Genomic DNA, 25,159 nt, shown 5'->3' with positions numbered 1-25,159 from the left:
AACCACTCGCGCGATGAACGCCGCGTCGCTCTCCCCCGCCTGGCACTCGATGACGTACTGGCCAGAAGACAGTGCAGCAAGAACAGGCGCCGGCAGAGGAAACACCCCTGTAGTCAGATACGTGACGCTCGGCACATCACGCAGTTTCACGCCATCGGCCCAACTTTCGAGCCACGGATAACGGGGCCTCACGAAGACCAGATAGTCCCCATGCGCAATTGGGCGATCATGAATCACCATGGAGGTAACGACGCGTGAGCACTCCTGTCAATGCTGTACCCCCAGTCCACATCTGGTTCTACGCATTCGCGATCCTGGGAGCATTTCTCGCGGTCCCGCACCTGGTCATCGGCGTACTGGCTGGCCGCCGCAGCTGATGACGGTGCACGCCGCGGCGACCGTGGGCGCATGGCTCGCCGGAATCCAGTACGACCCGCGGCGCCGAAGCCGGTTGTCGAGAATCGCCTCGATCGATGCCGAGGTCGACGAATTCGAACGGAGATTCCGCGAGGGTAGATTGTAGTCATTTTGTCGGAATTTGAAGGTAGGCCGCTTCCCCCGGCCGCGCCTCACTTCTCCTGACGCACCAGTCGCACGCGATCCTTCACCGGTACGTCCCGGCGCCCCCGGCCGATCTTTTTCACCTGCAGCTCGCCGATGTACTCCGGCACGAGCAATCGTCGCGCCACCAGCCGCCGATTCTCCAGCGGCAGCACGGCCCACCGCTTCGCAACATCCGGGCCCGGCTCGATCACGCCGTCGAGGACCGACGGCTGCAGGTTCTTCTCCTGCTGGCGCAACTTGGCGATTCGCTCCTGGTTGGCGGCCGCGATCGGTGCAACGAATTCAAGCGTGAACCCCGGCTCTTCCCGCGCCACACGGCCGGACAGCTCGTCGCGCCGGTCGATGGCTGCGAGCAGATCAGCGCGCACCCGCGCCAACTCAGCACCCGCGGCGTCACCGGCCTGGTTCAGCACGCAGTAGCAGTCAGGGTCGGCGAGCCAGTGCAGCAGCAGCTTTTCCGTGAAAACATCAAGATCGGCGCTGACGATGCTGACGCATCCGGTCGGCTCTCCGCACGCGTAGCGGAGCTCGCCCTTCCGACCCGTCTTCACGCGTAAACCGTCTCCGCATGCGCCGCACTTCGCGATGTAGCTGAGCCAATGCTTCGCCGCACCCGGGCGCCACTTCTTCCGCTGCGGATCTCGGAGGATCCTCTGCACCTGGTCGAACACGTCCGGATTGACGATCGGCTCCCACGCAGCAGGCGAGTACTGGACACCGTCGCCCGGCCGCGATCGTGCGCGCCACTCCGGATCGTGTCTTCGCCGGCCAGCGTAGGCGGCAAGCGTCAACATCGATCGGAGGTGCGATTGGCTGAACGGGCCGCCACTGCGTTTCACGATCCCACGCGTCTTGAAGTCTTGGGCGACCGAGTAGATCGAGCCGCCTGCCGCGAATCGCTCGAAGAGCTCGGCGACGATGGGTGCCTCGTCGGGATGGTGCTCCTGCTCGATCAGTTCACCGGTGCGCTCGTTGTAGCGGCGTCGGAAGCCATACGGGATCTGGGCGTGCGGCAGGCCGTTCGCGAACGCGCTCTGCGTGCCACGACGGATCCGCACGGACGATAGTCCCGTCTCGTATGGGGCGTCCGCAGCTGCGTGGATGAGGTCCCGCCGGTCGTGCGGATCGCTTGGGTCCATCAGCCGCCCGCGGACCTCGATCCAGAACTTCACCCCACGCGCTTCAGCAAGCTCGATCAGCTCCAGCCACTCGCGCTCTTGCCTCGACCCGCGGCTGTTCTCGAACGTCATCAGGATGCGGCCCGCGAAAGTGCCGGCCTTGAGATCCGCGATCAGGCGCTCGAAGCCCTTGCGCGGCTTCCGAGCAGTACGGGACGCGCTGCCGACGTCCCGGTAGGTCTCGACGATGGTCCAGTTCTCGCGCTCGGACGTACGCTGGTTGAGCTCGTGCTGATCCTCTGGCGACCGCTCCCGCCCGAAGCGGTCTTTCGAGACGCGCAGCAGGTCACAGACCGGTAGCGGGCTTGAATCCAGCGGGGACATGGACTTAGAGTACCCCTGCTGAGGCGATTCTCAGGAAACCTCCCATAACGTCGGCGCGTGCCCCGAATCCCGCTCCCGCGCACGCGCGGAACCCGGCTGACCGCGCTCGCCGCGGTCGTGGTGGTCGTCGCGGCCGCCGTGGTGGTCTGGACCACCAGCGACTCCGGCCCGGCCCCGGTCCGGACCCAGGACGCGTTCGCCGAGCTGCCCGCCGCACCCGGCTCCACCGAGCGGGTCCGCATCGACACCACGACCTACTACCCCGAACAGACCCCCGCGCCCGCCGTGCTGCTGGCCCACGGCTTCGGCGGGGACAAGACCAGCGTGGACCCGCAGGCCCGGGAGCTCGCCGAGCGCGGGTTCCTCGTGCTCACCTGGTCCGCCCGCGGATTCGGCCGCAGTACCGGCAAGATCGGGCTCAACGACCCGGACGGCGAGGTGGCCGACGCCAGCCGGCTGATCGACCGGCTGCTGGCCGGCCACGACGTGGCCACCGGAGCCGACGGCGCGCCGGAGCTCGCGGTCACCGGCGCGTCCTACGGCGGCGCGCTTTCGCTGCTGCTGGCCGGCACCGACCAGCGGGTGCGCGCGATCGCCCCGGTGATCACCTACAACGACCTGGCGCAGGGGTTGGTGCCCAACGCCGCGGCTCAGGCGGACCGGACGGCGCGGACCCCTGCGGCCGGCGCGTTCGCCGCGGACGGGGTCTTCAAGAAGAGCTGGGCCGGCATCTTCTTCTCCGCCGGCTCCGGTGCCACGGCGAGTGGTTCGTCCTCGGCCGAAGCTCCCGAAGCCGGTCAGGAGACCAGCGACAACGGCGACACCGCGGGCAACAGCGGAACCTCCCCGCAGGCCGCCGCCCCGCCCGGCGGGCAGCCCGGCCGGGCACAGCCGCCGGCCGCCGACCCGTGCGGGCGGTTCACCGCCGAGGTCTGCCAGGCCTACACCGAGCTGTCGACCACCGGGAAGGCCGGTGCGCAGACCACCGCGCTGCTGCGCCGGGTCTCCCCTGCCTCGGTCACCGGCCGGATCACCGTGCCGACGCTGCTCGTACAGGGGGAAAGCGACACGCTGTTCGGTCTCGACCAGTCCGATGCCACCGCGCGGCAGATCACCGCGGCGGGCGGTCCGGTGCGGACGATCTGGTACACCGGCGGTCACGACGGCGGCGTCCCCGGCCCGCAGCTGCGCGGGAAGATCGGCGACTTCCTGTGGTCCGCGCTGACCGGCGACGGCGATCCCGGCAAGGGCTTCAGCTACGACGTCCAAGGCACCTTGCGCGCCAACGGAACCCCGTCCGTGCGCACGATCTCGGCGGACGCCTACCCCGGCCTCGCCGGCGGGAGCACGGAGCGCCGGCAGGTGACGCTCGCCGGTCCGACGCAGAACGCCGTACGGCCCGCGGGGGCGAATCCCGCGGCGGTCAGCGGCATTCCCGGGCTCAACGGGCTCGCGGCCGGTTCGTCCCGGCTGGCACCGTTGTTCGGCTCCGATCCGCCGGGCCAGTCCGCGCAGTTCGCCGCGGCGCCGTTCGACAGCCAGGTCCTCGTGGCCGGCTCGAGCACCGTGCGGCTGCGGATCGCGGCCGATCCGGCGCATCCGCTGCCGGAGGCGGTGCTGTTCGCCAAGCTCTACGACGTGGGCACGGACGGCACCCGGGTGCTGCCGGCCAACGCGGTGGCGCCGCTGCGGGTTTCCGGGCTGCCCGCGGACGGCACCCCGGTGGACGTCACGGTGACCCTGCCGGGTGTCGTGCGGCCGGTGGAGGCCGGGCATTCGCTGCGGCTGGTCGTCGGCACCACCGATCAGTCCTATTCGGTGCCCGCGCAGCCGGGCGTGTTCCGCATCGGTCTCGCTCCCGGCAGCGCACTGCAGGTCCCGGTCGTGCCCGGCACCTCGGCCGGTGCACCGGCGCCGGTCGGGCAGCTGATCGGCATCGGGGCGACGCTCGTGGTTGCCGTCGCGGTGCTGCTCGTGGCCGCGGTGCGGCGCCGCCGGTCGCACGACGTCGACCCGGAGCTGGCCGGTACCCCACTGGTGATCACCGGGCTGCGCAAGCAGTACGCGGGCGGGTTCGTGGCGGTCAAGGACCTGTCGTTCCGGGTGGAACCGGGGCAGGTGCTGGGGCTGCTCGGCCCCAACGGCGCGGGCAAGACGACCACGCTGCGCATGCTGATGGGCCTGATCACGCCCACCGCGGGCGAGATCCGGGTCTTCGGCCACCGGATCACACCGGGCGCGCCGGTGCTGTCGCGGATCGGGTCCTTCGTGGAGGGTTCCGGATTCCTGCCGCATCTGTCCGGCAAGGCGAACCTGGAGCTGTACTGGGCGGCCACCGGACGGCCCGCGGACAAGGCGCACTTCACCGAAGCACTGGAGATCGCCGGGCTCGGCGACGCGGTGCACCGGCGGGTGAAGACCTACAGCCAGGGGATGCGGCAGCGGCTCGCGATCGCCCAGGCGATGCTCGGCCTGCCGGAGCTGATGGTGCTCGACGAGCCGACCAACGGGCTCGACCCGCCGCAGATCCACCAGATGCGCGAGGTGCTGCAGCGGTACGCGGCGACCGGGCGCACCGTCGTCGTGTCGAGCCATCTGCTGGCCGAGGTCGAGCAGACCTGTTCGCACGTCGTGGTGATGCACCGCGGCACGCTGGTGGCTTCGGGCGAGGTCGGCGAGCTGGCCGCGGCCAGCGGGGAGGCCACCTTCCGGGTGGGCGATCCGGCGGCCGCGGCGGCGGCGCTGAAGGCGATGGACGGGGTCTCGGACGTCGAGGTCGAGGGCGACCTGGTGCACGCCGGTCTCGACGGCCTCCCGAGGGCCGAGGCAGTGGCGGCGCTCGTGCGGGCCGGGGTCGCGGTGGAGCAGGCCGGGCCGCGGCGCCGGCTGGAAGACGCGTTCCTGCAGCTGGTGGGAGAGGACTCATGAGCACCGAAGTACCTACTCCCTACCTGGAAGGTAGGGCGGCATGACCACCGAGAACGGTGCCGGCGGGGTGCACACCGACCCCGCGGCTCTGCGGGAGCTGAGCGCACTGGCCACCGCGGAGCGGGCCGAGGTCGGCCCGGACGGTGCGGTGGCCGGCTACCGGGCGGCACGCACGTTGCGGCTGGCCGTGGAGTTGCGGCGGCAGCTGCGCCGGCGGCGGACCCAGCTGGTGCTGGCGTTCGTCGCGGTGCTGCCGTTCATCCTGGTGCTGGCGTTCGAGATCGGGCAGGCCAGCCCGAACCGCCGTTCGGGCGGGTTCGTGGACCTGGCGACGGCGAGCGCGCCGAACTTCGTGGTGCTCGCGCTGTTCGTGTCGGGCACCTTCCTGCTGCCGATGATCGTGGCGCTGTTCTTCGGCGACACGATCGCCAGCGAATCGTCGTGGTCGAGCCTGAAGTACCTGCTGGCGATCCCGGTGCCGCGGCACCGGCTGCTGCGGCAGAAGGCGGTGGTGTCCGGGCTGTTGTCGGTCGCCGCGCTCGTGCTGCTGCCGCTGATGTCGTTGCTGGTCGGCACGATCTGGTACGGCGCGGGGGACGCGATCAGCCCGACCGGCGACGCGATCGCCTTCGGCGACAGCCTGCTCGCGCTGCTGCTGTCCATTGTGTACATCGTGGTGCAGCTGGCCTGGGTGGCCGGGCTGGCGCTGCTGCTGAGCGTGTCCACCGAGGCCCCGCTCGGCGCGGTGGGCGGCACCGTGCTGGTGGCGATCCTGTCGCAGATCCTCGACCAGATCACCGCGCTGGGCGGGCTCCGCAACTATCTGCCCACGCACTACTCGTTCGCCTGGATCGACCTGATCTCCACCGACATCGACTGGACCAATCTGGCCAGTGGCGCGCTGTCGGCGGTCCTCTACGCGACGGTGTTCCTGCTGCTGGCCGGACGGCGGTTCGCGCGCAAGGACGTCACGAGCTGACCCGGCCGCCGTCCGGTCCGCGCGCTCAGCCGACGGACCGGGCCGGACGGCGGTACCGTGCTGCGCGTGACGATCCACCTGGAACTGCGCGAGGACATCGCGTGGGCGACCCTCGACCACGGCCTGGACATCGAAACCTGCACCCGGCTGGTTCTCGCACTCGAGGAGGCGGACGCGGCCGGTGCCCGCGCGCTGGTGCTCACCGGCACCGGGGACACGTTCTCCCCCGGCATTGACGCGACCCGGCTCGCCGAGGGCGGGGCCCGCTACGTCGAGGAGTTCCTGCCCGCGCTGTCGGATGCGCTGCTGGCCGTCTTCGGTTTCCCGCATCCGGTGGTGGCCGCCGTCAACGGCCACGCGACGGGCAGCGGACTCGTGCTGGCCGCCGCGTGTGACCACCGCGTCGCCGCCGACGGCGCCGGCCGGATGGGTGTGCCACAGCTGCTCGCGGGCGCGCCGTTCCCGTTGGCAGCGCTGGAAATTCTGCGCTGCGCCTACGGGACCGGCCCGCTGCCCGCGCTCGCCTACAGCGGCGCGGGCCTGACCGTCGAGGACGCACTGGCCCGCGGGCTGGTGGACGAGGTCGTGCCCGCCGGGGAGCTGCCGGCGCGGGCCGGGGAAATGGCGGTGCGGCTGGCCGGGGTGCCAGCCGAGGCGTTCGCGCACACGAAAGCCCAGCTGCGCCAGCCCTACCACGAACGTATCGCGGAAAACCGGGTCGCCGACGATGCTCAGGTGCAACGGCTGTGGAGTGCCGAATCCACCCTTGCCGCGGTCAAGTCCTCTGTAGACGTGTCCTGAGCCCTACGGAAGTCGGCATCCGATCGGATGGCGCGGGTGCCGCCGTCTTGCCGTGCACCGGCCGGCCTGTGAGGATCCGCTGGTTGATCTCCGGCTTCGCGAAGGGAACCACGTGCGCAGGCTGCTGGGTTTCTCGTCCGTAGTGCTCGCCGTCGCCGGCCTCGTGGCGGTGGCCCCCGAGGCGGGCGCGTCCGATGGGGAGGACATCGCCGACGCGCTGGCCGCCGTCCCCCGGCTCACCGTCGTGTCGGAGGATGCGGCGCCCGAGGGGTTCCGCTTCTTCGAGCTGAAGTTCACCCAGCCGGTCGACCACCGGCATCCGGGCGGGCGAACCTTCGAACAGCGGTTCACCTTGCTGCACCGGGACGTCAGCGCGCCCACCGTGGCGTTCACGAGCGGCTACAACGTGTCGCTCTCGCCGAACCGCTCCGAGCCGACGCGGATCGTCGACGGCAACCAGCTGTCCATGGAGTACCGGTACTTCACGCCGTCGCGGCCGGAGCCGGCGAACTGGTCGCGGGATCTCACGATCTGGCAGGCCGCGACCGACGAGCACGACGCGGTGCAGGCGTTCAAGAAGATCTACCGGGGCCGCTGGCTCGCGACCGGCGGCAGCAAGGGCGGCATGACCGCGACCTACTACCGCAGGTTCTTCCCCGGCGACGTGAACGGCACGATCCCCTACGTCGCCCCCAATGACGTCGTCGACCCGGTCGACAGCTACAACCGCTTCCTCGCGAACGTGGGCAGCCCCGAGTGCCGCGCCTCGCTGAGGGCGATCCAGCGGGACGCGCTGCAGCGGCGGGACGAACTCGGCGCACTCGCGAAGGCCGACGCCGCGGAGAAGGGCTACACCTTCACCACCGTGGGCTCGCTCGACGAGTCGCTGGAGATCGCGGTGATCGACGCGTACTTCGCGTTCTGGCAGTACCAGCCGGAGTCGGCGTGCGCTTCGGTGCCGGAACCGGGCGCGCCGGCCGCGGACGTGTGGGCGTGGTTCGAGCAGGTGGAAAGCCTGAACACCTACTCGGACCAGCAACTGGACGGGTTCGTGCCGTACTACTACCAGGCGGCGGTGCAACTCGGCTCGCCCGAGGCGTACGACAGCTACCTGCGCGACCTGCTGCGCTACCCCGGCGCCGACCAGCCAGGGACCTTCGTGCCCGCATCGGTGCGGCTGCCCCGGTTCGACCACCTCGCGATGCCGGACATCGACTTCTGGGTGCGGACACAGGGCCGGGAGCTGTTGTTCGTCTACGGCTCGAACGACCCGTGGGGCGCCGAACCGTTCCGCCTCGGCTTCGGCAGCAAAGACTCGTACCGCTACTTCGTGGCGGGCGGCAACCACGGCTCGACCATCGCGCAGCTGCCTGCCGAGCAGGCCGCCGAGGCCACCGCGACGATCCGTCGCTGGGCGGGCCTGCCGGCTTCGCCCGCCTCGGCCCGCACGTACGCAGCCACTACCCCGGCAGGCTTCCCCGGCTTCGACGCGAACGAGCTGATGGCGGACCGCCCGCGGCTGTGAGCAGCCGGCGGCGCGGCCGCACCCGGCGCCGGTGGTCAGTTCGGGCTCAGCTCGACCAGAGGAAGGTCGGTCTGCGGGAAGTCGTCGCCGATGTAGAGCAGCGGTTCACCGGCGATCTTGGCCGTGGCATACGAGTGGCAGTCGCCCAGATTGAGCCTCGCCGCATGGCGGCCCTTCCCGAACCGCTGGAACGCTTCGACGGCAATGTCGGCATGCTTCGGCTCGAACGGGATGGTGAGCACACTCCACTCCTGCAGGAATCTCTCGTACAGACTCCGGCCGCGCATGCCGAATTTGGCCAGCATGACGATCCCGGCCTCGGTCCGGGTGGGTGCGCCGATCTTGGGCGCTGGGTCGGCCGCCAGGGCTCGTTCCAAGGCCATGCTTTCCGGTTCACGATTGATGATCGCGATGATGGCCGACGTATCGATGATCACACGCCCTCCGGCCCGAAACCGAGAATCTCTTCCTGCTCTTCCTTGGTGATCGGCACTCCCAGCTGTTCGGGCGGCAACTGAGACCAGACCTCCTCCTCCAGGAAACGGTGCAATCGCTTCAAGCGTTGCTCGGTGGTTTCCGGATGCACTGCCAGCCGGTCCCGGAATTCACGCAGCGCGGTCCGGACGGCGCCCGTCTTCGTATCGCCGGTCAACGAGGCGATCTCGGCAGCCAGCCGCTCGGCCTCGGGGTCCTTGATGTTCATGGCCATGGTGTAAAGGTACCAGAATGGTGTAACTACTTAATGCCAGCGGCGTCCATCCCCCGGAGTTCCTTCTTCAGGTCGGACACCTCGTCGCGCAACCGGGCGGCCAGCTCGAACTGCAGGTCACGGGCCGCCTGCATCATCTGGTCGGTCATCTGCTGGATCAGGTCGGCCAGCTCGGCCCGCGGCATGGACGAGACGTTCTTCTCGTTCAGCACACCCGAGCTGCGCACGCGGTCGCCCTGTTCGGGCTTCTTGCCGCGGGAGGAGTTACGGCCCGAGCCACCGACCGCGACCGATTCCTCGGAGTCCTCCGCCTCGCTGTAGACGCGGTCCAGGATGTCCGCGATCTTCTTGCGCAGCGGCTGCGGATCGAGGCCCCGCTCGGTGTTGTACTCGATCTGCTTGACCCGGCGGCGGTCGGTCTCGTCGATCGCGTACCGCATCGAGTCGGTGATCTTGTCCGCGTACATGTGCACCTCGCCGGACACGTTTCGCGCCGCGCGGCCGATCGTCTGGATCAGCGACGTGCCGCTGCGCAGGAAGCCCTCCTTGTCCGCGTCGAGGATCGCGACCAGCGACACCTCGGGCAGGTCGAGACCCTCGCGCAGCAGGTTGATGCCGACCAGCACGTCGAAGTCGCCGGCCCGCAGCTGGCGCAGCAGCTCGACCCGGCGCAGGGTGTCCACCTCCGAGTGCAGGTAGCGCACCCGGATGCCCAGCTCGAGCAGGTAGTCGGTGAGGTCCTCGGCCATCTTCTTGGTGAGCGTGGTGACCAGCACCCGCTCGTCCTTCTCGGCCCGCTCGCGGATCTCGTGCACCAGATCGTCGATCTGGCCCTCGGTGGGCTTCACGACCACCTTCGGATCGACCAGGCCGGTCGGCCGGATCACCTGCTCGACGAACTCACCGCCGGTCTGCCCCATCTCGTACGGGCCGGGGGTGGCCGACAGGTACACCGTCTGCCCGATCCGGTCGGAGAACTCCTCCCAGGTCAGCGGCCGGTTGTCCACCGCGCTCGGCAGCCGGAAGCCGTAGTCGACGAGGTTGCGCTTGCGGCTCATGTCGCCCTCGTACATGCCGCCGATCTGCGGCACGGTCTGGTGCGATTCATCGATGACCAGGAGGAAGTCCTCCGGGAAGTAGTCGATCAGGGTGGCCGGTGCCGAGCCCGCGGACCGGCCGTCGATGTGGCGCGAGTAGTTCTCGATGCCGGAGCAGAACCCGACCTGCCGCATCATCTCGATGTCGTAGGCGGTGCGCATGCGCAGCCGCTGCGCCTCCAGCAGCTTGTTCTGCTTCTCCAGGTCGGCCAGCCGCTGCTCGAGCTCGGCCTCGATGCCGTGGATGGCCTTCTCCATTCGCTCCGGGCCCGCGACGTAGTGCGTGGCCGGGAAGATCCGCACCTCGTCGACCTCGCGCACGATGTCCCCGGTGAGCGGGTGCAGGTAGTACAGCTTGTCGACCTCGTCGCCGAAGAGCTCGACCCGGATGGCCAGCTCCTCGTAGGCCGGGATGATCTCCACCGTGTCGCCGCGCACCCGGAAGGTGCCGCGCGCGAACGCGATGTCGTTGCGCGTGTACTGCACGTCGACCAGTGCGCGCAGCAGCACATCGCGGTCGACCGTGCCGCCGACCTCGAGCTTGGTGGACCGGTCGAGGTAGGACTGCGGGGTGCCGAGGCCGTAGATGCAGGACACCGAGGCGACCACGATCACGTCGCGCCGGGACAGCAGGTTCATCGTGGCCGAGTGGCGCAGCCGCTCGACGTCGTCGTTGATCGACGAGTCCTTCTCGATGTAGGTGTCGGTCTGCGCGATGTAGGCCTCGGGCTGGTAGTAGTCGTAGTAGCTGACGAAGTACTCGACCGCGTTGTGCGGGAACAGCTCGCGCAGCTCGTTGGCCAGCTGGGCGGCCAGCGTCTTGTTCGGCGCCATCACCAGCGTGGGCCGCTGCACCCGCTCGATCAGCCACGCGGTGGTGGCCGATTTGCCGGTGCCCGTGGCGCCCAGCAGCACGACGTCCTTCTCGCCCGCCTTGACCCGGCGTTCGAGGTCGTCGATGGCGGCGGGCTGGTCACCGGCCGGCTGGTACTCGCTGACCACCTCGAACCGGCCACCGGTGCGGGGCACTTCGGAGACCGGGCGGAAGTCGGACTGCGCGAGGACGGGGTGTTCGGTTGCGAAAGCCACGCCTCCAGGGTAGGCGCCACCTCCGACAGTTTCCGCCGCACCCGGTCCGACCTGCGCGGACGTGCCCGTGACTGCCGCGCACGGGCACCTCGGCGGCCGGTCCGCCCACCGGCACCGCCGTCCGGTACCGGGCAGGATGGGCGGATGACCGACGTGCACCCGCCCAAGGTGGAGACCTTCGACCCGGCCGCCCGCGTGAACGTGGACAACAAGGGCTTCCACCGGGAGGTGGACGAGTTCCGCGAGGAACCGTTCGGGCTGTACCTGGCCCGCCCGGCGCCCGGGCGCGCGCAGTTCCACTACCTCGAGTCCTGGCTGCTGCCCGGCCTGGGGCTGCGGATCACCGACTTCTGGTTCTCCCCGGGCCACGAGCGCGACCAGGACTTCTACCTCGACGTGGTGCGGGTGCACCGCGACGGCCAGCGCTGGACGGCCACCGACCTGTACCTGGACCTCGTGCTCAAGGACAAGGTCTCGGTGCGGGTGATCGACAGCGATGAGCTGCTCGCCGCGGTCACGGCTGGGCTGCTCCCCCAGACCGAGGGCGAGTACGCGCTGGAGACCGCGTACGCCGCGGTGGAAGGCCTCGCCGTGCACGGTTACGACCTCGACGCCTGGTTGTCCGCGAAGGGCGTCACAGCGACCTGGCGTCGCCATCCCGTCCGGTGAGCCCCCGGGGAAAACCCCACCCGCTCCGGCGGGCAACCGCATTACCCGCGCGCCGCCGACCGGCCACGATCTGACCACTATGGACAGCAACGTGAACGGGCGCCTCGGCGAGCAGGTGACCCTGGACCTCGTGGACCGGCTCTACCGCGAGCACGCCGAGGCACTGCGGGCCGCGCGCGAGGCACAGCGGGCACACCGGCGTGCGCATCCGGCGATGAAAACGCAGCTCGACGATGTCGAAGCGGAGATCACCTACCTGCTGCTGCGGCATTTCCGCCCGGAGAAGGTGGTGGAGATCGGTTCGCTGCACGGCTGGTCGACCAGCTGGATCCTGCGCGCGCTCGCGGACAACGGCACCGGCCGCCTGATCACCGCCGACCTGATCGACCACGCCACCGGGACGGTGCCGGAGTCACTGTCCGCCGGACGCTGGGAATTCCGCAAGGGGGACGCGAAAACGCTGACCGGCGACTGGCGTGCCGAGGTCGGCTACCTTTTCGTCGACGCCGACCACCGGGCGCGCTTCGCGAAGTGGTACCTCGCCGAGGTCTTCCCGACGCTCGCCCCGGGCACCCCGGTGAGCGTGCACGACGTGTTCCACCGGGCCACTCCGCTGCCCTTCACCGAAGGGGCGGAAGTGCTGCGCTGGCTCGAACGCACCGGGACCCGGTACTTCACCGCTTCCCGTGCCCGTGCCCCGCGCACCCACGCCCGGCTCGGCGAGCTGCGCCGTGAGCTGGGCCTGACCGAGTCCGTCCACACCGGACGCGACAACCCGATGCTGTACTTCCGCGTCGCGGCCCGATCGGCGTGAAGCAGCGCATCAACCGATCGGTGGATGCCGGGAGCACCGTTCCGAGGATCCGCTCCGCCCCCGTCGCACGGGACTCTGGTAGCCGGCACAGACGGGTACCGGAAAGGGGGCGGCGGAAATGCCGGTCATCGAGGAACGCGAGCACGAACGCCGCGCCGGTGGAACCGGGGGCCTCCCGGCCGGACCGGGGACGGTCGCGGACTTCGCCCGCGTCCCGGTGTTCGCCATCGCCGCGGCGCTGCTGATCCTGCTCGCGTTCACCGCGAACCGCTTCGGCTACATGGGCGACGAGCTGTACTTCATCGCCGCGGGCAGGCATCTGTCGTGGGGTTACGTGGACCAGCCGCCGCTGCTGCCACTGCTGGCCCGCGCGATGGAGGCACTCGGGCCCGGGTCGCCGTTCGTGCTGCGGATCCCGGCGATGCTGGCGATGGCCGCGGGAGTGGTGTTCACCGCCCTGATCGCCCGTGAACTCGGCGGCCGGGTCCGGGCCCAGGTGCTCAGCGCCGCGATGTTCGGGGTCTCCACGGTCTTCGTGGCCGGCGGCCACTATCTGGCGACCTCGACGCTCGACCCGTTCCTGTGGACGGTGCTGATCTGGCTCCTCGTCCGGTGGATCCGCACGCGACGCGACGGCCTGCTGCTCTGGGCGGGTGTGGTCACCGCGGTGGCGCTGTACGTGAAGTTCCTGATCGGCGGCTTCTGGCTGGTGGCCGGCCTGGCGCTGCTGGTGTGCGGGCCACGGGAGCTGCTGCGCCGCCCGGCGCTGTGGGGCGGCGCGGCGATCGCGGCGCTCGCCCTGGTGCCGACGCTCGTGTGGCAGGCCCGGCACGGCTGGCCGCAGCTGGAGATGGGCGCCTCGATCGCCCAGGAGGTCGGCCAGACCGCGGGTGGACGGCTCATGTGGCTACCGGAGGTGCTGCTGATGGCCGGGATCCCGGCCGGGGCGACCCTCCTGGGCTACGGGCTGTGGCGGCTGCTGCGGGAACCGCGGCTGCGTTCGTACCGGTTCCTCGGCTGGACCACGATCGGGCTCGCCGTGGTGTTCCTCGCGGTCAACGGCCGGTCCTACTACCTCGCGGGCATGTTCCCGATCTGCTGGGCGGTGGCCGCGGTCGAGCTGGAGACCGGGCGGGCCTCCCGCCGGTGGCGCTGGATCGCGACCTGGCCGGTGTACGTGCTGGCCCTGGTGCTCATGCTGCCGGGCACGTTGCCGGTGTGGCCGCAGACCTGGCTGGCGAAGTACCCGACGCTGCCCAGGCCGATCTACACCGTCGCCGAGATCGGCTGGCCCGAGGCGGCCCGCTCGGTCGCCGGGACCTTCGGACGGCTGCCCGATCCGGCGCACACCGCGATCGTCACCGGCAAGTACTGGGCGGCGAGCGGCCTCGACTACTACGGCCCCTCGCTCGGGCTGCCCGAGCCGGCGAGCCCGAACCGCGGCTACGCCACCCTGGCCACGCCGCCGGAGACCGCTCGCGACGTGCTGTACATCGGGGACGACCCGCGTCCGTTGCTCGGGCATTTCACCGGGGTGCAGCCGGTTGGCGCGGTCGACACCGGCGCGGCGAAGCCCAGCGCCGCCGACGGGACGCGGATGTGGCTGGCCAGTGGCCGGCTGCAGCCGTGGGACCGGCTGTGGCCGAAGCTGTTCACCGTGGCGAGCTGAGGCCGTGTGCCCGGCGCCACAGCACTGGGGGTGGCGCCGGGCACCGGTCCGTAAGGTGCGCCGGACCGGGCCCCGACAGCGGACAGGGAGCAGGATGGACGCCGTGACCACTGCCGGTGCACCGAACCGGGCGGACCGCGCGCTCCCCGGGTTCGCCTGCCGGCCGGTCGCGTTGCTGGCGGCCGGCATTGCCGCGGTGCTGCTGGCGACGGCCGGCCGGTACGGCTACTTCGGCGACGAGCTGTACTTCCTCGCCGCGGGCAAGCACCTGTCCTGGGGTTACGCCGACCAGCCCGCGGTGCTGCCCGCGCTGGCCCGGCTGATGAACTCGCTCGCCCCCGGTTCGCTCGTCGTGTTCCGGATCCCCGCGGTGCTGGCGACCGCGGCGGGAGTGATCTGCACCGCTCTCCTCGCACGGGAGCTGGGCGGCGAGCGCAAGGCGCAGACCCGGGCCGCCGCCGCGTACGCGATCTGCGGTCAGTTCGCGGGCAGCGGCCACTACCTCGCGACGTCCACTGTGGACCCTCTGTTGTGGACGATCGCGATCTGGCTGCTGGTGCGCTGGATCCGCACTCGCCAGGACAATCTGCTGCTGTGGCTGGGCGTGGTCACCGCGGTCGCGCTCAACGTGAAGTTCCTGATCGGCGCGTTCTGGGCGGTCACCGCGGTGACCGCGCTGGTGTTCGGGCCGCGCGACCTGCTGCGCCGGCCGAAACTGTGGGCCGGCGCCGGGATCGCCGCGCTCGCCTGCGTGCCGACGCTGTGGTGGCAGGCCGCGAACGGCTGGCCGCAGCTGGGGATGGGGGACGCGGTGTCCCGGGAAGTCGCGGAGGCCGGCGGGCGGGCGACATTCGTGCCCGCGCTGCTGGCGGGCGCCGGGCTGGTGATCGGCGCGCTGGGCGTGCTCTACGGCACGGCCGTGCTGCTGGGCAGCGCGCGGCTGCGGCCGTACCGGTTCCTCGGCTGGACCGCACTCGGCGTGGCCGCGGTGTTCCTCGTGTCCGGCGGGCGGTTCTACTACGCGGCGGGCACGTTCGGGCTGCTGTGGTCCGCCGCCGCGGTGCACCTGCAGGAGCGGCCACCGGCCCGGTGGTGGCGCTGGGTGCCGACGTGGCCGGTGTTCGTGCTTTCCGCGTTGTACAGCCTGCCTTACGCGCTCCCGGTGTGGCCGGCGCACTGGCTGGTGGACCACCCCGCCGCGCCGCATCCGGCGTACGCGCTGGAAGAGGCCGGCTGGCCGGACCTGGCCGCGTCGGTCGGCACCGTGTACCGCACGCTGCCTCCGGACCAGCGGACGCACACCACGCTCGTCACCGCCGGCTACTGGCAGGCCGGCGCACTCGACCGGTACGGGCCGGAGCAAGGGTTGCCCGAGGCCTACAGCGCGAGCCGTGGGTTCTGGTACTTCGGCCGTCCCGGTGACGACGCGGACAGCGTGCTGTTCGTCGGCCGGGACCCGGCGAAGCTGCTCCCCCACTTCCGCACCTCGCGCGTCGTCGGTGAAGTCGACAACCGGCTGGGTGTGCCGAACTCCAGCCGGCACCTGCCGATCTGGCTGCTGTCCGGGCGAACCGGGGGATGGGCGGAGATCTGGCCGCAGCTGAAGGATCTGAAGGCGTGATGGGCCGCCGGGTGGAACTCGACTGGCGGGGTTCGCTGATGCCGCCGGTGGCGACCCGACCCGGTGATTCGCCGATGCCGTGGCACTACTGGTTCACCCGCGGCGAAACCCTGACGTCCTTCCTGCTGCTGGTCCTGCCCACGGTGCTGAGCACCACGCTGACCGACCGGCCGTCCGGCTACCGGCCCGCCACCCTCGCGGTGGCGGCTGCTGCCGCGGTCTGGCTGGTGCTCCGGGCCGTTCTGCTCGGCACACCCGCCAGGGAACACCCGGTGTTCACCGCGGTGCATTTCGCCGGGGTTCTCCCGCTCGCCGCCGTGCTCCAGAGCCGCGACCCGTACTTCGTCCTGTTCATGGTGTACGCCTACTTCGCGGCGATGCGGATGCGTCCGATGCCGCTGGCGATCACCGGCGTCGCGCTCACCTCGGCGCTGATCAACACGATGAGCAACGGCGGTCCGATCCGGGCGCTGGCCGACCAGCCGTGGATCTGGCTCACGCTGATGCTCCTGCAGACGGTGGCGATCGGCGGCGGTGGCGCGGTGTTCGCCGCGGTCGGCAGGCAGAACGAGGAACGCCGCCGCACTCTCGAGCGGCTCGCGGCCGCCGAGGCGGAGAACCGGGGGCTCCAGCAGCAGCTGCTCGTGCAGGCGCGGGAGGCCGGCATGCTCGACGAACGCCAGCGGATGAGCCAGGAAATCCACGACACGCTCGCCCAGGGCTTCACCGGCATCATCACCCAGCTCGAAGCCGCCGACCAGGCCCGGGACGATCCGGCGACCCGGCAACGGCACCTGCGGGCGGCCGCCGCGCTCGCCCGGGAGAACCTCAGCTCCGCCCGTCGTTCGGTGGAGGCACTGCATCCGGAACCACTCGACGCGGCGACGCTGCCCGAGGCGCTCGCCGGTGTGGTCGACCGGTGGAGCGCGCAGACCGGCGTGCCCGCGACGTTCTCCGCCACCGGCACCGTCGCGTCGCTGCATCCGGAGCTGGAGGCGACCCTGCTGCGCATCACCCAGGAAGCACTGTCCAATGTGGCCAAGCACGCGCGGGCGGGCCGGGTCGGGCTCACCCTGTCCTACATGGGCGACGAAGTGACACTCGACGTCCGCGACGACGGCGCCGGCTTCGACCCGGCGGCCCCGCCCGCGGACGAGGGCGGCTTCGGGCTGCCCGGGATGCGGCGGCGGGCCGGACGCCTTGCCGGCACGCTGACCGTGGAGTCCGAACCCGGCGGCGGCACGGCGGTCTCGGTGAACCTGCCCGCCGTTCCGGCTGCCACACTGGAAAGCACACACCACGAGGGGGCTCCCGGATGACGGTCACGCTGCTCATCGCCGACGACCACCCGATCGTCCGGGACGGCCTGCGCGGCATCTTCACCGGCGAGCGCGGGTTCGAGGTGCTGGGCGAGGCCGCGAACGGAGCGGAAGCGGTCACGTTCGCGGAGGCACTGCGTCCGGACGTGGTGCTGATGGATCTGCGCATGCCCGGCACCGACGGCGTCGCCGCGATCACCGAGCTGGCCCGCCTGGGCAATCCGGCGCGGGTGCTCGTGCTGACCACCTACGACACCGATTCCGACGTGCTGCCCGCGATCGAGGCCGGGGCGACCGGCTACCTGCTCAAGGACGCTCCCCGGGAGGAGCTGTTCCGGGCCGTGCGCGCCGCCGCCCGCGGCGAATCGGTGCTCTCCCCCGCGGTGGCCAGCCGGATCATGGGCCGGCTGCGCGCCCCCGCCCAGGAACCCTTGTCGCAGCGCGAGATCGAAGTGCTCACCCTGGTCGCCCGCGGTTCGACCAACAAGGAAGCGGCCAAGCAGCTGTTCATCAGCGAGGCGACCGTGAAGACCCATCTGCTGCACGCGTACGCGAAGCTCGGTGTGAAAGACCGGGCCGCCGCGGTCGCGGTCGCGCTGGGGCGGGGGTTGCTGAGCTCGCGCTGAGTCTCACCGAAGACCCGGTGCGCCCTCGTCCCGTCCAGGCCACAGCTCCCCGTCGCGGGCGGCGATCCGCGCCGCCACCCCGGCCACGAATTCCCCGGCCGGCAACGGATCCAGCCGCCGGCCATCGCGCAACCGCACTGCTGCCGAACCCGCAGCCGCCTCCCGCGCACCGACCACCGCCTGGTACGGCACCAGCCGGTGGTCCCGGACGCGCGCGGCCAGGCTGCCGCGGTCCGCCGGGACGACCTCCACGCGCAGACCGGCGTCCAGGCACCGCTGTTCCAGCGCCGCCGCGGCCGGAAAGTCGGCGTCCCGCACCGGAAGCACGACGACCTGCACCGGAGCCAGCCACGGCGGGAACGCACCACCGTGCTCCTCGAGGAGCTGGGCCAGTACGCGTTCCAGGCTGCCGAGGATGCTGCGGTGCACCAGAACCGGCCGGTGCGCGCGGCCGTCCGGCCCGGTGTACTCCAGGCCGAACCGCTCCGGCTGGTGGACATCGACCTGCACGGTGGACAGGGTCCATTCACGACCGGCGCTGTCGGCGACCTGGACGTCGATCTTCGGGCCGTAGAACGCGGCCTCGCCCGGGGCACGTTCGTAGTCGAAGCCCTCCAGCGCTTCGGCGAGCAGTTCGGCCGACCGTGCCCAGTTTTCCGGCGCACCGGCGTATTTCCCGCCCTCGCCGGGCAGTGAAAGGCGGTACCGGACGGGTTTCACGCCGAGGTCCGCGTGGACGCGGCGGATCAGCTCCAGCGCGCCGCGTACCTCACCGGCGACCTGCACGGGCGTGCAGAACACGTGCCCGTCGTTGAGCTGGATCGCGCGGACCCGGCTCAGCCCGCCGAGCACCCCGGTCGGCTCGGCCCGGTACATCCCGCCCAGTTCGGCCAGCCGCACCGGCAGTTCGCGGTGGCTGCGGCCACGGGACCGGTAGATCAGCGCGTGGTGCGGGCACAGGCTGGGCCGCAGCACGAGTTCCTCGCCACCGGCCCGCATCGGCGGGAACATGTCGTCGCGATAGTGCTCCCAGTGTCCGGAAAGCTCGTACAGCTCGCGTTTCCCGAGGACGGGCGAGCACACGTGCCGGTAGCCGGCCCGACGTTCGGCCGCACGCACGTACTCCTCCAGCACGTGCCGCACGGCCGCGCCGTCGGGAAGCAGGTAGGGCAGGCCGGCGCCGATGAGCGGATCGCCGCCGAACAGGCCGAGTTCGCGGCCGAGCCTGCGGTGATCGAACCGGTGGTGGTCAGGCAGGTCGTGGTCGGGCCGGTCGTGGTCGAGCACGTGGTGTTCGGGCCGGTCGTGGTCGCCGGGCCGGTCGTGGTCGAGCACGTGGTGTTCGGGCCGGTCGTGGTCGGGCATCTCGTGGTCGCACACCGTGGTCTCCTCGTTCGTCACGGCGGGGCGAGGAGACCGCAGGGCGAAGCCCGGGGTACTCGCCCCGGGCTCGGTGTCAGTGGTCAGCGCGCCGGGACGGGATCCGGCGTGGTCGTGTTCGCGGCGCGCTGCATGCCGTCGACGGTAACGGTGCTTGCGGACGGCCGCACCCGGTTTTTCCGGGTCACGGTTGCCAGGAGCTGTTCGCCGCCCACGATTCGGCCCGCACGAAGGCCTCGTTGACCCAGCCCTGCTTCGCCTCGGCGTAGTGCTCGACTGTGCCGTCCGCAGCGTGTTCGCGAGCGAGCTGCTGCTTCACCGCGGCGTACTGCTCGCGCTCTTCGGGGTGCGCGCGGATCCAGTCGCGGAACAACAGCGCCAGCCGCCACGCCGGCGTTTCGGTGGAGCGGACGTGCAGGTTCACCGCTCGCTTCGGGTCGGCGCTCATGTGCAGCCGCTTCGGCCACGGCGTGCCGCCGCTCTGCGGATCGTCGACCCACTCCCCCTCCCTCCGGGGGAATCCGGCGTCCGCCAGCACTTCCGCGAGTTCGTCTGCATCGTCCACAGTGGACACGGTGAGCTGGAGATCGAGGATGTCCTTCGCGGGCAGCCCGGGCACTGCCGTGGAGCCGATGTGGTCGGCGCGCACCAGGCGCGACCCGGCGATCTGACGCAGCCGCGCGAGCCGGCGTTCGGCCTGCAGCGGCCAGGTCGGATCGTAGGCGGAAAGCACCGGCGAGGCAGGGGGCCGGGGCTTGCGCAGCCGCAGGTTCGCCTCATACGGCACGAGCCGGTCCGCCCACAGCGCGTCCACCTCGGCGAGCACGACGTCACGCGGACCACCGTTGTCGAGCCAGACGTCGGCCACCGCGCGGCGCTGTTCCTCGGCCGCCTGCGAGCGGATCCGCGCCCGGGCGTCGTCCTCGGTCATGCCGCGCACCTCGATCAGCCGGCGGACGCGGACCTCGACCGGCGCGTCCACGACCACCACCAGGTGATACGCCGGGGCGAGGTCGTTCTCCACCAGCAGCGGAACGTCGTGCACGAGCACCGCGTCCTCCGCGGCCGCGGCCATCAGCTCGCCGGTGCGCTGCCCGATCAGCGGGTGCAGGATGCCGTTCAGCCGTCGGCGCGACTCCTCGTCGGCGAACGCGCGGGCGGCCAGCGCAGCCCGGTCGAGCGACCCGTCCGCGGCGAGCACGTCCGGCCCGAAGGCTGCGGTGAGCGCGGCGAGCCCCGGGGTGCCCGGTTCGACGACCTCGCGGGCGATCCGGTCGGAGTCCACCACCACGGCGCCGTGCTCGGCCAGCCGGTTCGCCACCGTCGACTTCCCCGAACCGATTCCACCCGTCAGGCCCACTCGCAACATGAGCCACACCCTAACCAGCGGGCTCGTCACCCGCTCAGGGGACGACGAGGCTGTGCACGTGCACCAGCACGGGTAATCGCACACCCACAACGCAAACGCAAGCACATTCCGTCGCGTTGTCCGACTGATATGGGTGACACGCCGCGTGGTTCCGCCGTTTTCGGGTCGCGGATGCGTAGCGTGCGCTGCGAAAACGTCGCCCACACGGAGGAACGGATGGCGGACAAGCACGTCGGGAAGCACCGGCTCGGCACGCCCGGACTAGTGCACTGCGTTGCCTACCGCCAGGTCGCCGACGCACTCGCGGAGTACCGGCGCACGTGGTTGAGCGCCCTGCTGGTCCCCGCCCAGCACAGCCTGGCCGGCCTCCGCCGCCGCGCCCTCGCCGCGGCCCGCGAACGCACCTGGGTTCCGGCCGTCTCGACGCCCTGAGCACCGGATCAGCTGATCGCCTGGCCCGCGTAGCCGACCCGTGCACCTGCCGTCTCCACTTCCTGAGCACCGGGCCGGCTGGCCGTCTCACTACCGACCTGCGAAACCCAGCCGGGTACCGGCCGCCTCCAACCCTGAGCACCGGGTCAGCTGGTCGCCTGGCCACCGGCGCGCGAAACCCACCCGGGTATCTGCCGTCTCCACTTCCTGAGCACCGGGTCAGCTGGCCGCCTGGCCACCGGCGCGCGAAACCCACCCGGGTATCTGCCGTCTCCACTTCCTGAGCACCGGGTCAGCTGGTCGCCTGGCCACCGGCGCGCGAAACCCACCCGGGTATCTCCCGTCTCCACCCCCTGACCGCGGGGGCGGGTCCGTTCCCCGGGCGCCCCGGTCAGGCCGGTTCGGTCTCGATCACGATTTCGTGGCTCAGGGTGCGGTGGACGGGGCACTTGTCGGCGATCTCGAGCAGTTTCGTGCGCTGCCCGTCGTCCAAGTCGCCCTCGAAGGTGATTTTCCGGGTGATCCGGCTGAGCATGCCGTTCTCGGTTTCGCAGTGTTCGCAGTCCCGGGCGTGGATCCGGTCGTGGCGCAGCCGTACCTCGGTGCGGACCAGCGGGATCCCCTTGCGGTCGGCGTACATCCGCACGGTCATCGCGGTGCACGTACCCAGCGACGCGAGCAGCAGGTCGTACGGTGTGGGACCGGCGTCGTCCCCGCCGACCGAGGTGGGCTCGTCGGCCAGCAGTTCGTGCGCCGCGGTACTGACGCGCTGCGTGTAGCGGCCGCTGCCGGCATCGGTGACGACGACGGTGCCGGGCTCCGGTTGGGTCATGGCGGGGGTTCCTCCGGCTCGGTGACGCGATCCCGGCGTCGCGTGTGGACGGTGGCGGGCCCGGGCGGCGCGATCCGGGCGCCGGGCGACATTCCCAAGACGCCGCGGATATCGTATCTTCTGCAGCGAGACGCGGAGGCTCTTCCCGCGCGGCACGGGTACAAGGGGGTGGAAAGCGTGGCCACCCGGCACCTTTCGACACAGCCGGCCGAGCAGCAGAACCGGCGGCGGTTCCTCGACGCGGCGCTGGCGGTCCTCACCGACCGCGGCGTCGCCGGGCTGACCGTCCGCGGGGTGGCCGAGCGGGCAGGGGCGTCGACCATCACCGTCTACACCCGGTTCGGCGGCCGCGTCGGGCTGCTCGACGCGCTCTACGAGCGCGCGTTCGACCTGATGCGCGAGGAACTGCGGGCGACACCGCCGGACACCGAGGACGGGGTCACCGATCTGCTCGAGGTCGCCCTCGCCTACCGCCGTTTCGCCCTGGCGAGCCCCGCCCGCTACGCGCTGATGTTCGAACGCTCGATCCACGACTACGATCCGGACCCGGCACTGCGCTCGGCCGTGGTGCGCACGACGTTCGCGGAGTTCGTCGCGAAGGTCGACCGGATCTGCCCCCCGGAAACGCTCGCCCGCGACTCCGGCTACCTGCTGTGGACGGCGATGCACGGCCTCGTGAGCGTGGAACTGACCATCCGCTCCCAAACCCACATCGACGACTGGTTCCTCGACCCCACGGCGGAAGCCCACACCCAGATGTACCGCCGCGGCGTCCTGGCGATGATCACCGGCCTGGGCCTGCGCGCCTGACCGGCGCACCAGCCACACCCGGACCCGCCGACCCCACGGACGGCGTCCCCGCAGGACCAGCGTGGGTCACGGTCACGATCACGGAGCAGGGCGCACGGGGCGGCTACCGCATCAGCGCACCGGGACCCGTATGGCGCAACAAACCTCCGTGCACCGCACCGGGTCCTTTGCTGCCCCCGACGCGAGAGCACCCGGCGGGAGACCACAACCAGCACCGCCGCCTACGTCAAACCGGACGACGACCAGCATCAGCGACCATCCCGCACGGACGACGACCAGCACAACCGGCCGCCCACACCGGATGACACCAGCCCAAGACCAGCACCGCCGCCCGCCCACGCCAGGTCCGGTCCGCAATCTGGACCGCCTCGCACCCGGCCCACTTCCGTGTCCGGCCCACACCGCATCCCGCCCACTGCACGCACGGCCACCCCGGACACGGCCACGCCAGGCGCGACCACCCCGGAGAGGGCCCACGCCACACACCGCCACCCCCCATCCAGTCCACTGCAGACACGGCTTCCCGCGGCACGGCCTCCCGGGACACCCGGCCTACCCGGCTGCGGCCCACACACGGCCACCCCTCATCCACTGCAGACACGACCTCCCGGTGCACGGCCTGCCGGGACACCCCGGCTGCGGCCCACACAGCCACCCCGGACACGGCCACACCAGACACTGCCCACCCCGGCCGCACCCCGCACACGGCCGCGGCCCCGGTCCGAAAAGGACCGGGGCCGCGGGTGGATCAGGTGCTACCGAGCGGGCTCACGCACCGCCGGAGAGCTTCTCGCGCAGGGCCGCGAGCTGCTCGTCGCTGGCGAGCGTGCCGCCGCTCTTCGCCTCGACCGGGGCCGAGGTGTAGCTCTGGTCGCCGCCCTCGATGCCGGTCGCGGCGTCCGCGGCGGCTTCGGCGTCGGCCTCGGCGGCCTTCTTGACCTGGGCCATGTGGGCCTCGTAGCGGGTGTGGGCCTCGGCGTAGCCGCGCTCCCACTCCTCGCGCTGCTTGTCGAAGCCTTCCTGCCACTCCTGGGTGTCCGGGTCGAAGCCCTCGGGGTAGATGTAGTTCCCCTCGTTGTCGTACTCGGCGGCCATCCCGTATTGGGTGGGGTCGAACTCGGTCTCCGGCGTGACGCCCTCGTTCGCCTGCTTCAGCGACAGCGAGATGCGGCGGCGCTCGAGGTCGATGTCGATGACCTTGACCATGACGTCGCCGTTGACCTGGACGACCTGCTCCGGGATCTCCACGTGGCGCTCGGCCAGCTCGGAGATGTGCACCAGGCCCTCGATGCCCTCCTCGACGCGCACGAACGCACCGAACGGGACGAGCTTGGTGACCTTGCCCGGCACGATCTGGCCGATCGCGTGGGTACGGGCGAACTGGCGCCACGGGTCTTCCTGGGTCGCCTTCAGCGACAGCGAGACACGCTCACGGTCCATGTCGACGTCCAGGACCTCGACCGTGACCTCCTGGCCGACCTCGACGACCTCGGACGGGTGGTCGATGTGCTTCCAGGACAGCTCCGAGACGTGCACCAGGCCGTCGACGCCACCGAGGTCCACGAAGGCACCGAAGTTGACGATGGACGACACGACGCCCTTGCGGACCTGGCCCTTGGCGAGCGCGTTGAGGAACTCGCTGCGCACCTCGGACTGGGTCTGCTCCAGGTAGGCGCGGCGGGACAGGACCACGTTGTTGCGGTTCTTGTCCAGCTCGATGATCTTCGCCTCGAGCTCGCGGCCCACGTACGGCTGCAGGTCGCGCACGCGGCGCATCTCGACCAGCGACGCGGGCAGGAAGCCGCGCAGGCCGATGTCCAGGATGAGGCCGCCCTTGACGACCTCGATGACGGTGCCCTTGACGGGCTCGTCCTTCTCCTTGAGCTCCTCGATCGTGCCCCAGGCGCGCTCGTACTGGGCGCGCTTCTTGGACAGGATCAGGCGGCCTTCCTTGTCCTCCTTCTGGAGGACCAGGGCCTCGACCTCATCGCCTACGGTGACAACCTCGGCCGGGTCGACATCGTGCTTGATGGAGAGCTCACGCGAGGGGATGACACCCTCGGTCTTGTAGCCGATGTCGAGCAGGACCTCGTCGCGGTCGACCTTGACGATCGTGCCCTCGACGATGTCGCCATCGTTGAAGTACTTGATCGTCTTGTCGATCGCCGCGAGGAAGTCTTCCTCCGACCCGATGTCGTTGATGGCGACCTGCTGGGGCCCGGCGGGGGCGGTCGGGGCGGTGGCGGTGTCGGTGGTCATGAGTGCGGGTTGCTCCGGTGGATGGGTATCGTAGGTGGTCGGTCGGCTACCAGGTGCAGCACGCCGCGGGCGTCCGACGACGAGGCATACGGCGACCCTGCATCAAACGTCCGGCGAGCAAACGTTCCACCAGTGAACGACCGCGGTATGACCCGCTGACGGTGC

20 protein-coding genes are annotated in these 25,159 nt (G+C 70.9%); 12 read left to right on the top strand and 8 right to left on the bottom strand.

Going from position 1 to position 25,159, the window contains the following annotated elements:
* Nucleotides 1-569 precede the first annotated feature (569 nt).
* Nucleotides 570-2,066 carry a recombinase family protein gene (locus BJY18_RS02095; RefSeq protein ID WP_184777195.1) on the bottom strand — a complete coding sequence of 499 codons (1,497 nt, stop codon included), beginning with the start codon at nucleotides 2,064-2,066 and terminating at the stop codon, nucleotides 570-572.
* A gap of 57 nt (nucleotides 2,067-2,123) precedes the next feature.
* On the opposite strand from BJY18_RS02095, the gene BJY18_RS02090 reads away from it, so the two are divergent.
* The 4 genes from BJY18_RS02090 to BJY18_RS02075 all read left to right on the top strand — a co-directional run bounded on the left by BJY18_RS02090 (nucleotide 2,124) and on the right by BJY18_RS02075 (nucleotide 8,299).
* A complete protein-coding gene (locus tag BJY18_RS02090) occupies nucleotides 2,124-4,994 on the top strand; it encodes an alpha/beta fold hydrolase (RefSeq protein ID WP_184777192.1) in 2,871 nt (956 codons plus the stop codon).
* 40 nt (nucleotides 4,995-5,034) lie between these two features.
* On the top strand, nucleotides 5,035-5,973 hold the full coding sequence (locus tag BJY18_RS02085) for an ABC transporter permease (protein ID WP_184777190.1): 939 nt from the start codon (nucleotides 5,035-5,037) through the stop codon (nucleotides 5,971-5,973).
* Nucleotides 5,974-6,039: 66 nt separating this feature from the next.
* A complete protein-coding gene (locus BJY18_RS02080; RefSeq protein WP_184777188.1) occupies nucleotides 6,040-6,774 on the top strand; it encodes an enoyl-CoA hydratase/isomerase family protein in 735 nt (244 codons plus the stop codon).
* 112 nt (nucleotides 6,775-6,886) lie between these two features.
* Nucleotides 6,887-8,299 (top strand): S28 family serine protease, encoded by a 1,413-nt coding sequence (locus tag BJY18_RS02075; RefSeq protein WP_184777187.1) that lies wholly within the window; start codon nucleotides 6,887-6,889, stop codon nucleotides 8,297-8,299.
* A gap of 35 nt (nucleotides 8,300-8,334) precedes the next feature.
* Here BJY18_RS02075 and BJY18_RS02070 read toward each other — a convergent pair whose 3' ends face one another.
* The 3 genes from BJY18_RS02070 to uvrB are packed head-to-tail and all read right to left on the bottom strand — an operon-like array spanning nucleotide 8,335 to nucleotide 11,194.
* Complete coding sequence (locus BJY18_RS02070) at nucleotides 8,335-8,736, bottom strand: type II toxin-antitoxin system VapC family toxin (RefSeq protein WP_184777185.1); 402 nt, start codon at nucleotides 8,734-8,736, stop codon at nucleotides 8,335-8,337.
* On the bottom strand, nucleotides 8,733-9,008 hold the full coding sequence (locus BJY18_RS02065; protein ID WP_184777183.1) for a type II toxin-antitoxin system VapB family antitoxin: 276 nt from the start codon (nucleotides 9,006-9,008) through the stop codon (nucleotides 8,733-8,735). The genes BJY18_RS02070 and BJY18_RS02065 overlap by 4 nt, the downstream gene beginning before the upstream one ends.
* A 26-nt stretch (nucleotides 9,009-9,034) precedes the next feature.
* Nucleotides 9,035-11,194: an excinuclease ABC subunit UvrB gene (uvrB, locus tag BJY18_RS02060; protein WP_184777180.1), complete on the bottom strand. Its 2,160-nt coding sequence runs from the start codon at nucleotides 11,192-11,194 to the stop codon at nucleotides 9,035-9,037.
* Nucleotides 11,195-11,338: 144 nt separating this feature from the next.
* On the opposite strand from uvrB, the gene BJY18_RS02055 reads away from it, so the two are divergent.
* The 6 genes from BJY18_RS02055 (at nucleotide 11,339) to BJY18_RS02030 (ending at nucleotide 17,912) form a co-directional block, all read left to right on the top strand.
* Complete coding sequence (locus tag BJY18_RS02055) at nucleotides 11,339-11,863, top strand: ribonuclease FAU-1 family protein (protein ID WP_184777178.1); 525 nt, start codon at nucleotides 11,339-11,341, stop codon at nucleotides 11,861-11,863.
* 79 nt (nucleotides 11,864-11,942) lie between these two features.
* Entirely contained in the window at nucleotides 11,943-12,677 is a 735-nt protein-coding gene (locus BJY18_RS02050) for a class I SAM-dependent methyltransferase (RefSeq protein ID WP_184777176.1), read from the top strand.
* A 118-nt stretch (nucleotides 12,678-12,795) separates the two neighbouring features.
* Nucleotides 12,796-14,346, top strand: coding sequence for an ArnT family glycosyltransferase (locus BJY18_RS02045; RefSeq protein WP_184777174.1), 1,551 nt, complete (start codon nucleotides 12,796-12,798; stop codon nucleotides 14,344-14,346).
* A gap of 94 nt (nucleotides 14,347-14,440) precedes the next feature.
* Nucleotides 14,441-15,967, top strand: coding sequence for a glycosyltransferase family 39 protein (locus BJY18_RS02040; protein WP_184777172.1), 1,527 nt, complete (start codon nucleotides 14,441-14,443; stop codon nucleotides 15,965-15,967).
* On the top strand, nucleotides 15,967-17,286 hold the full coding sequence (locus BJY18_RS02035) for a sensor histidine kinase (RefSeq protein ID WP_246458738.1): 1,320 nt from the start codon (nucleotides 15,967-15,969) through the stop codon (nucleotides 17,284-17,286). Before BJY18_RS02040 ends, BJY18_RS02035 begins: the two co-directional genes overlap by 1 nt.
* On the top strand, nucleotides 17,283-17,912 hold the full coding sequence (locus BJY18_RS02030; protein WP_184777170.1) for a response regulator: 630 nt from the start codon (nucleotides 17,283-17,285) through the stop codon (nucleotides 17,910-17,912). The genes BJY18_RS02035 and BJY18_RS02030 overlap by 4 nt, the downstream gene beginning before the upstream one ends.
* 3 nt (nucleotides 17,913-17,915) lie before the next feature.
* Here BJY18_RS02030 and thrS read toward each other — a convergent pair whose 3' ends face one another.
* A complete protein-coding gene (gene thrS / locus BJY18_RS02025) occupies nucleotides 17,916-19,313 on the bottom strand; it encodes a threonine--tRNA ligase (protein ID WP_312873705.1) in 1,398 nt (465 codons plus the stop codon).
* A gap of 163 nt (nucleotides 19,314-19,476) precedes the next feature.
* Entirely contained in the window at nucleotides 19,477-20,661 is a 1,185-nt protein-coding gene (gene coaE / locus BJY18_RS02020; RefSeq protein WP_184777168.1) for a dephospho-CoA kinase, read from the bottom strand.
* 216 nt (nucleotides 20,662-20,877) lie between these two features.
* Here coaE and BJY18_RS02015 point away from each other — a divergent pair, with 216 nt between their 5' ends.
* Nucleotides 20,878-21,093 (top strand): hypothetical protein, encoded by a 216-nt coding sequence (locus BJY18_RS02015; protein ID WP_184777166.1) that lies wholly within the window; start codon nucleotides 20,878-20,880, stop codon nucleotides 21,091-21,093.
* 391 nt (nucleotides 21,094-21,484) lie between these two features.
* On the opposite strand, the gene BJY18_RS02010 is transcribed toward BJY18_RS02015, so the two are convergent.
* Nucleotides 21,485-21,925 carry an OsmC family protein gene (locus tag BJY18_RS02010; RefSeq protein WP_184777164.1) on the bottom strand — a complete coding sequence of 147 codons (441 nt, stop codon included), beginning with the start codon at nucleotides 21,923-21,925 and terminating at the stop codon, nucleotides 21,485-21,487.
* 177 nt (nucleotides 21,926-22,102) lie between these two features.
* Between BJY18_RS02010 and BJY18_RS02005 the strand changes: the two genes are divergently transcribed.
* Nucleotides 22,103-22,735, top strand: coding sequence for a TetR/AcrR family transcriptional regulator (locus BJY18_RS02005; RefSeq protein ID WP_184777162.1), 633 nt, complete (start codon nucleotides 22,103-22,105; stop codon nucleotides 22,733-22,735).
* Between the two features lie 768 nt (nucleotides 22,736-23,503).
* On the opposite strand, the gene rpsA is transcribed toward BJY18_RS02005, so the two are convergent.
* A complete protein-coding gene (gene rpsA, locus BJY18_RS02000) occupies nucleotides 23,504-24,994 on the bottom strand; it encodes a 30S ribosomal protein S1 (RefSeq protein WP_184777161.1) in 1,491 nt (496 codons plus the stop codon).
* Nucleotides 24,995-25,159: the final 165 nt, after the last annotated feature.

It is taken from the genome of Amycolatopsis jiangsuensis, assembly GCF_014204865.1.
In the GTDB taxonomy this organism is placed as follows: domain Bacteria; phylum Actinomycetota; class Actinomycetes; order Mycobacteriales; family Pseudonocardiaceae; genus Amycolatopsis; species Amycolatopsis jiangsuensis.
The sequence above is the reverse complement of the archived record's forward strand: the minus strand, read 5'-3'. Positions and strand labels throughout refer to the sequence as shown.

Bases quoted from the DNA above. Each gene is read 5' to 3' on its own strand.
- BJY18_RS02095 (WP_184777195.1), bottom strand. From the start codon at position 2,066: ATGTCCCCGCTGGATTCAAGCCCGCTACCGGTCTGTGACCTGCTGCGC.
- BJY18_RS02085 (WP_184777190.1), top strand. From the start codon at position 5,035: ATGACCACCGAGAACGGTGCCGGCGGGGTGCACACCGACCCCGCGGCT.
- BJY18_RS02065 (WP_184777183.1), bottom strand. From the start codon at position 9,008: ATGGCCATGAACATCAAGGACCCCGAGGCCGAGCGGCTGGCTGCCGAG.
- BJY18_RS02055 (WP_184777178.1), top strand. From the start codon at position 11,339: ATGACCGACGTGCACCCGCCCAAGGTGGAGACCTTCGACCCGGCCGCC.
- BJY18_RS02050 (WP_184777176.1), top strand. From the start codon at position 11,943: ATGGACAGCAACGTGAACGGGCGCCTCGGCGAGCAGGTGACCCTGGAC.
- BJY18_RS02045 (WP_184777174.1), top strand. From the start codon at position 12,796: ATGCCGGTCATCGAGGAACGCGAGCACGAACGCCGCGCCGGTGGAACC.
- BJY18_RS02040 (WP_184777172.1), top strand. From the start codon at position 14,441: ATGGACGCCGTGACCACTGCCGGTGCACCGAACCGGGCGGACCGCGCG.
- BJY18_RS02035 (WP_246458738.1), top strand. From the start codon at position 15,967: ATGGGCCGCCGGGTGGAACTCGACTGGCGGGGTTCGCTGATGCCGCCG.
- BJY18_RS02030 (WP_184777170.1), top strand. From the start codon at position 17,283: ATGACGGTCACGCTGCTCATCGCCGACGACCACCCGATCGTCCGGGAC.
- coaE (WP_184777168.1), bottom strand. From the start codon at position 20,661: ATGTTGCGAGTGGGCCTGACGGGTGGAATCGGTTCGGGGAAGTCGACG.
- BJY18_RS02015 (WP_184777166.1), top strand. From the start codon at position 20,878: ATGGCGGACAAGCACGTCGGGAAGCACCGGCTCGGCACGCCCGGACTA.
- BJY18_RS02010 (WP_184777164.1), bottom strand. From the start codon at position 21,925: ATGACCCAACCGGAGCCCGGCACCGTCGTCGTCACCGATGCCGGCAGC.
- rpsA (WP_184777161.1), bottom strand. From the start codon at position 24,994: ATGACCACCGACACCGCCACCGCCCCGACCGCCCCCGCCGGGCCCCAG.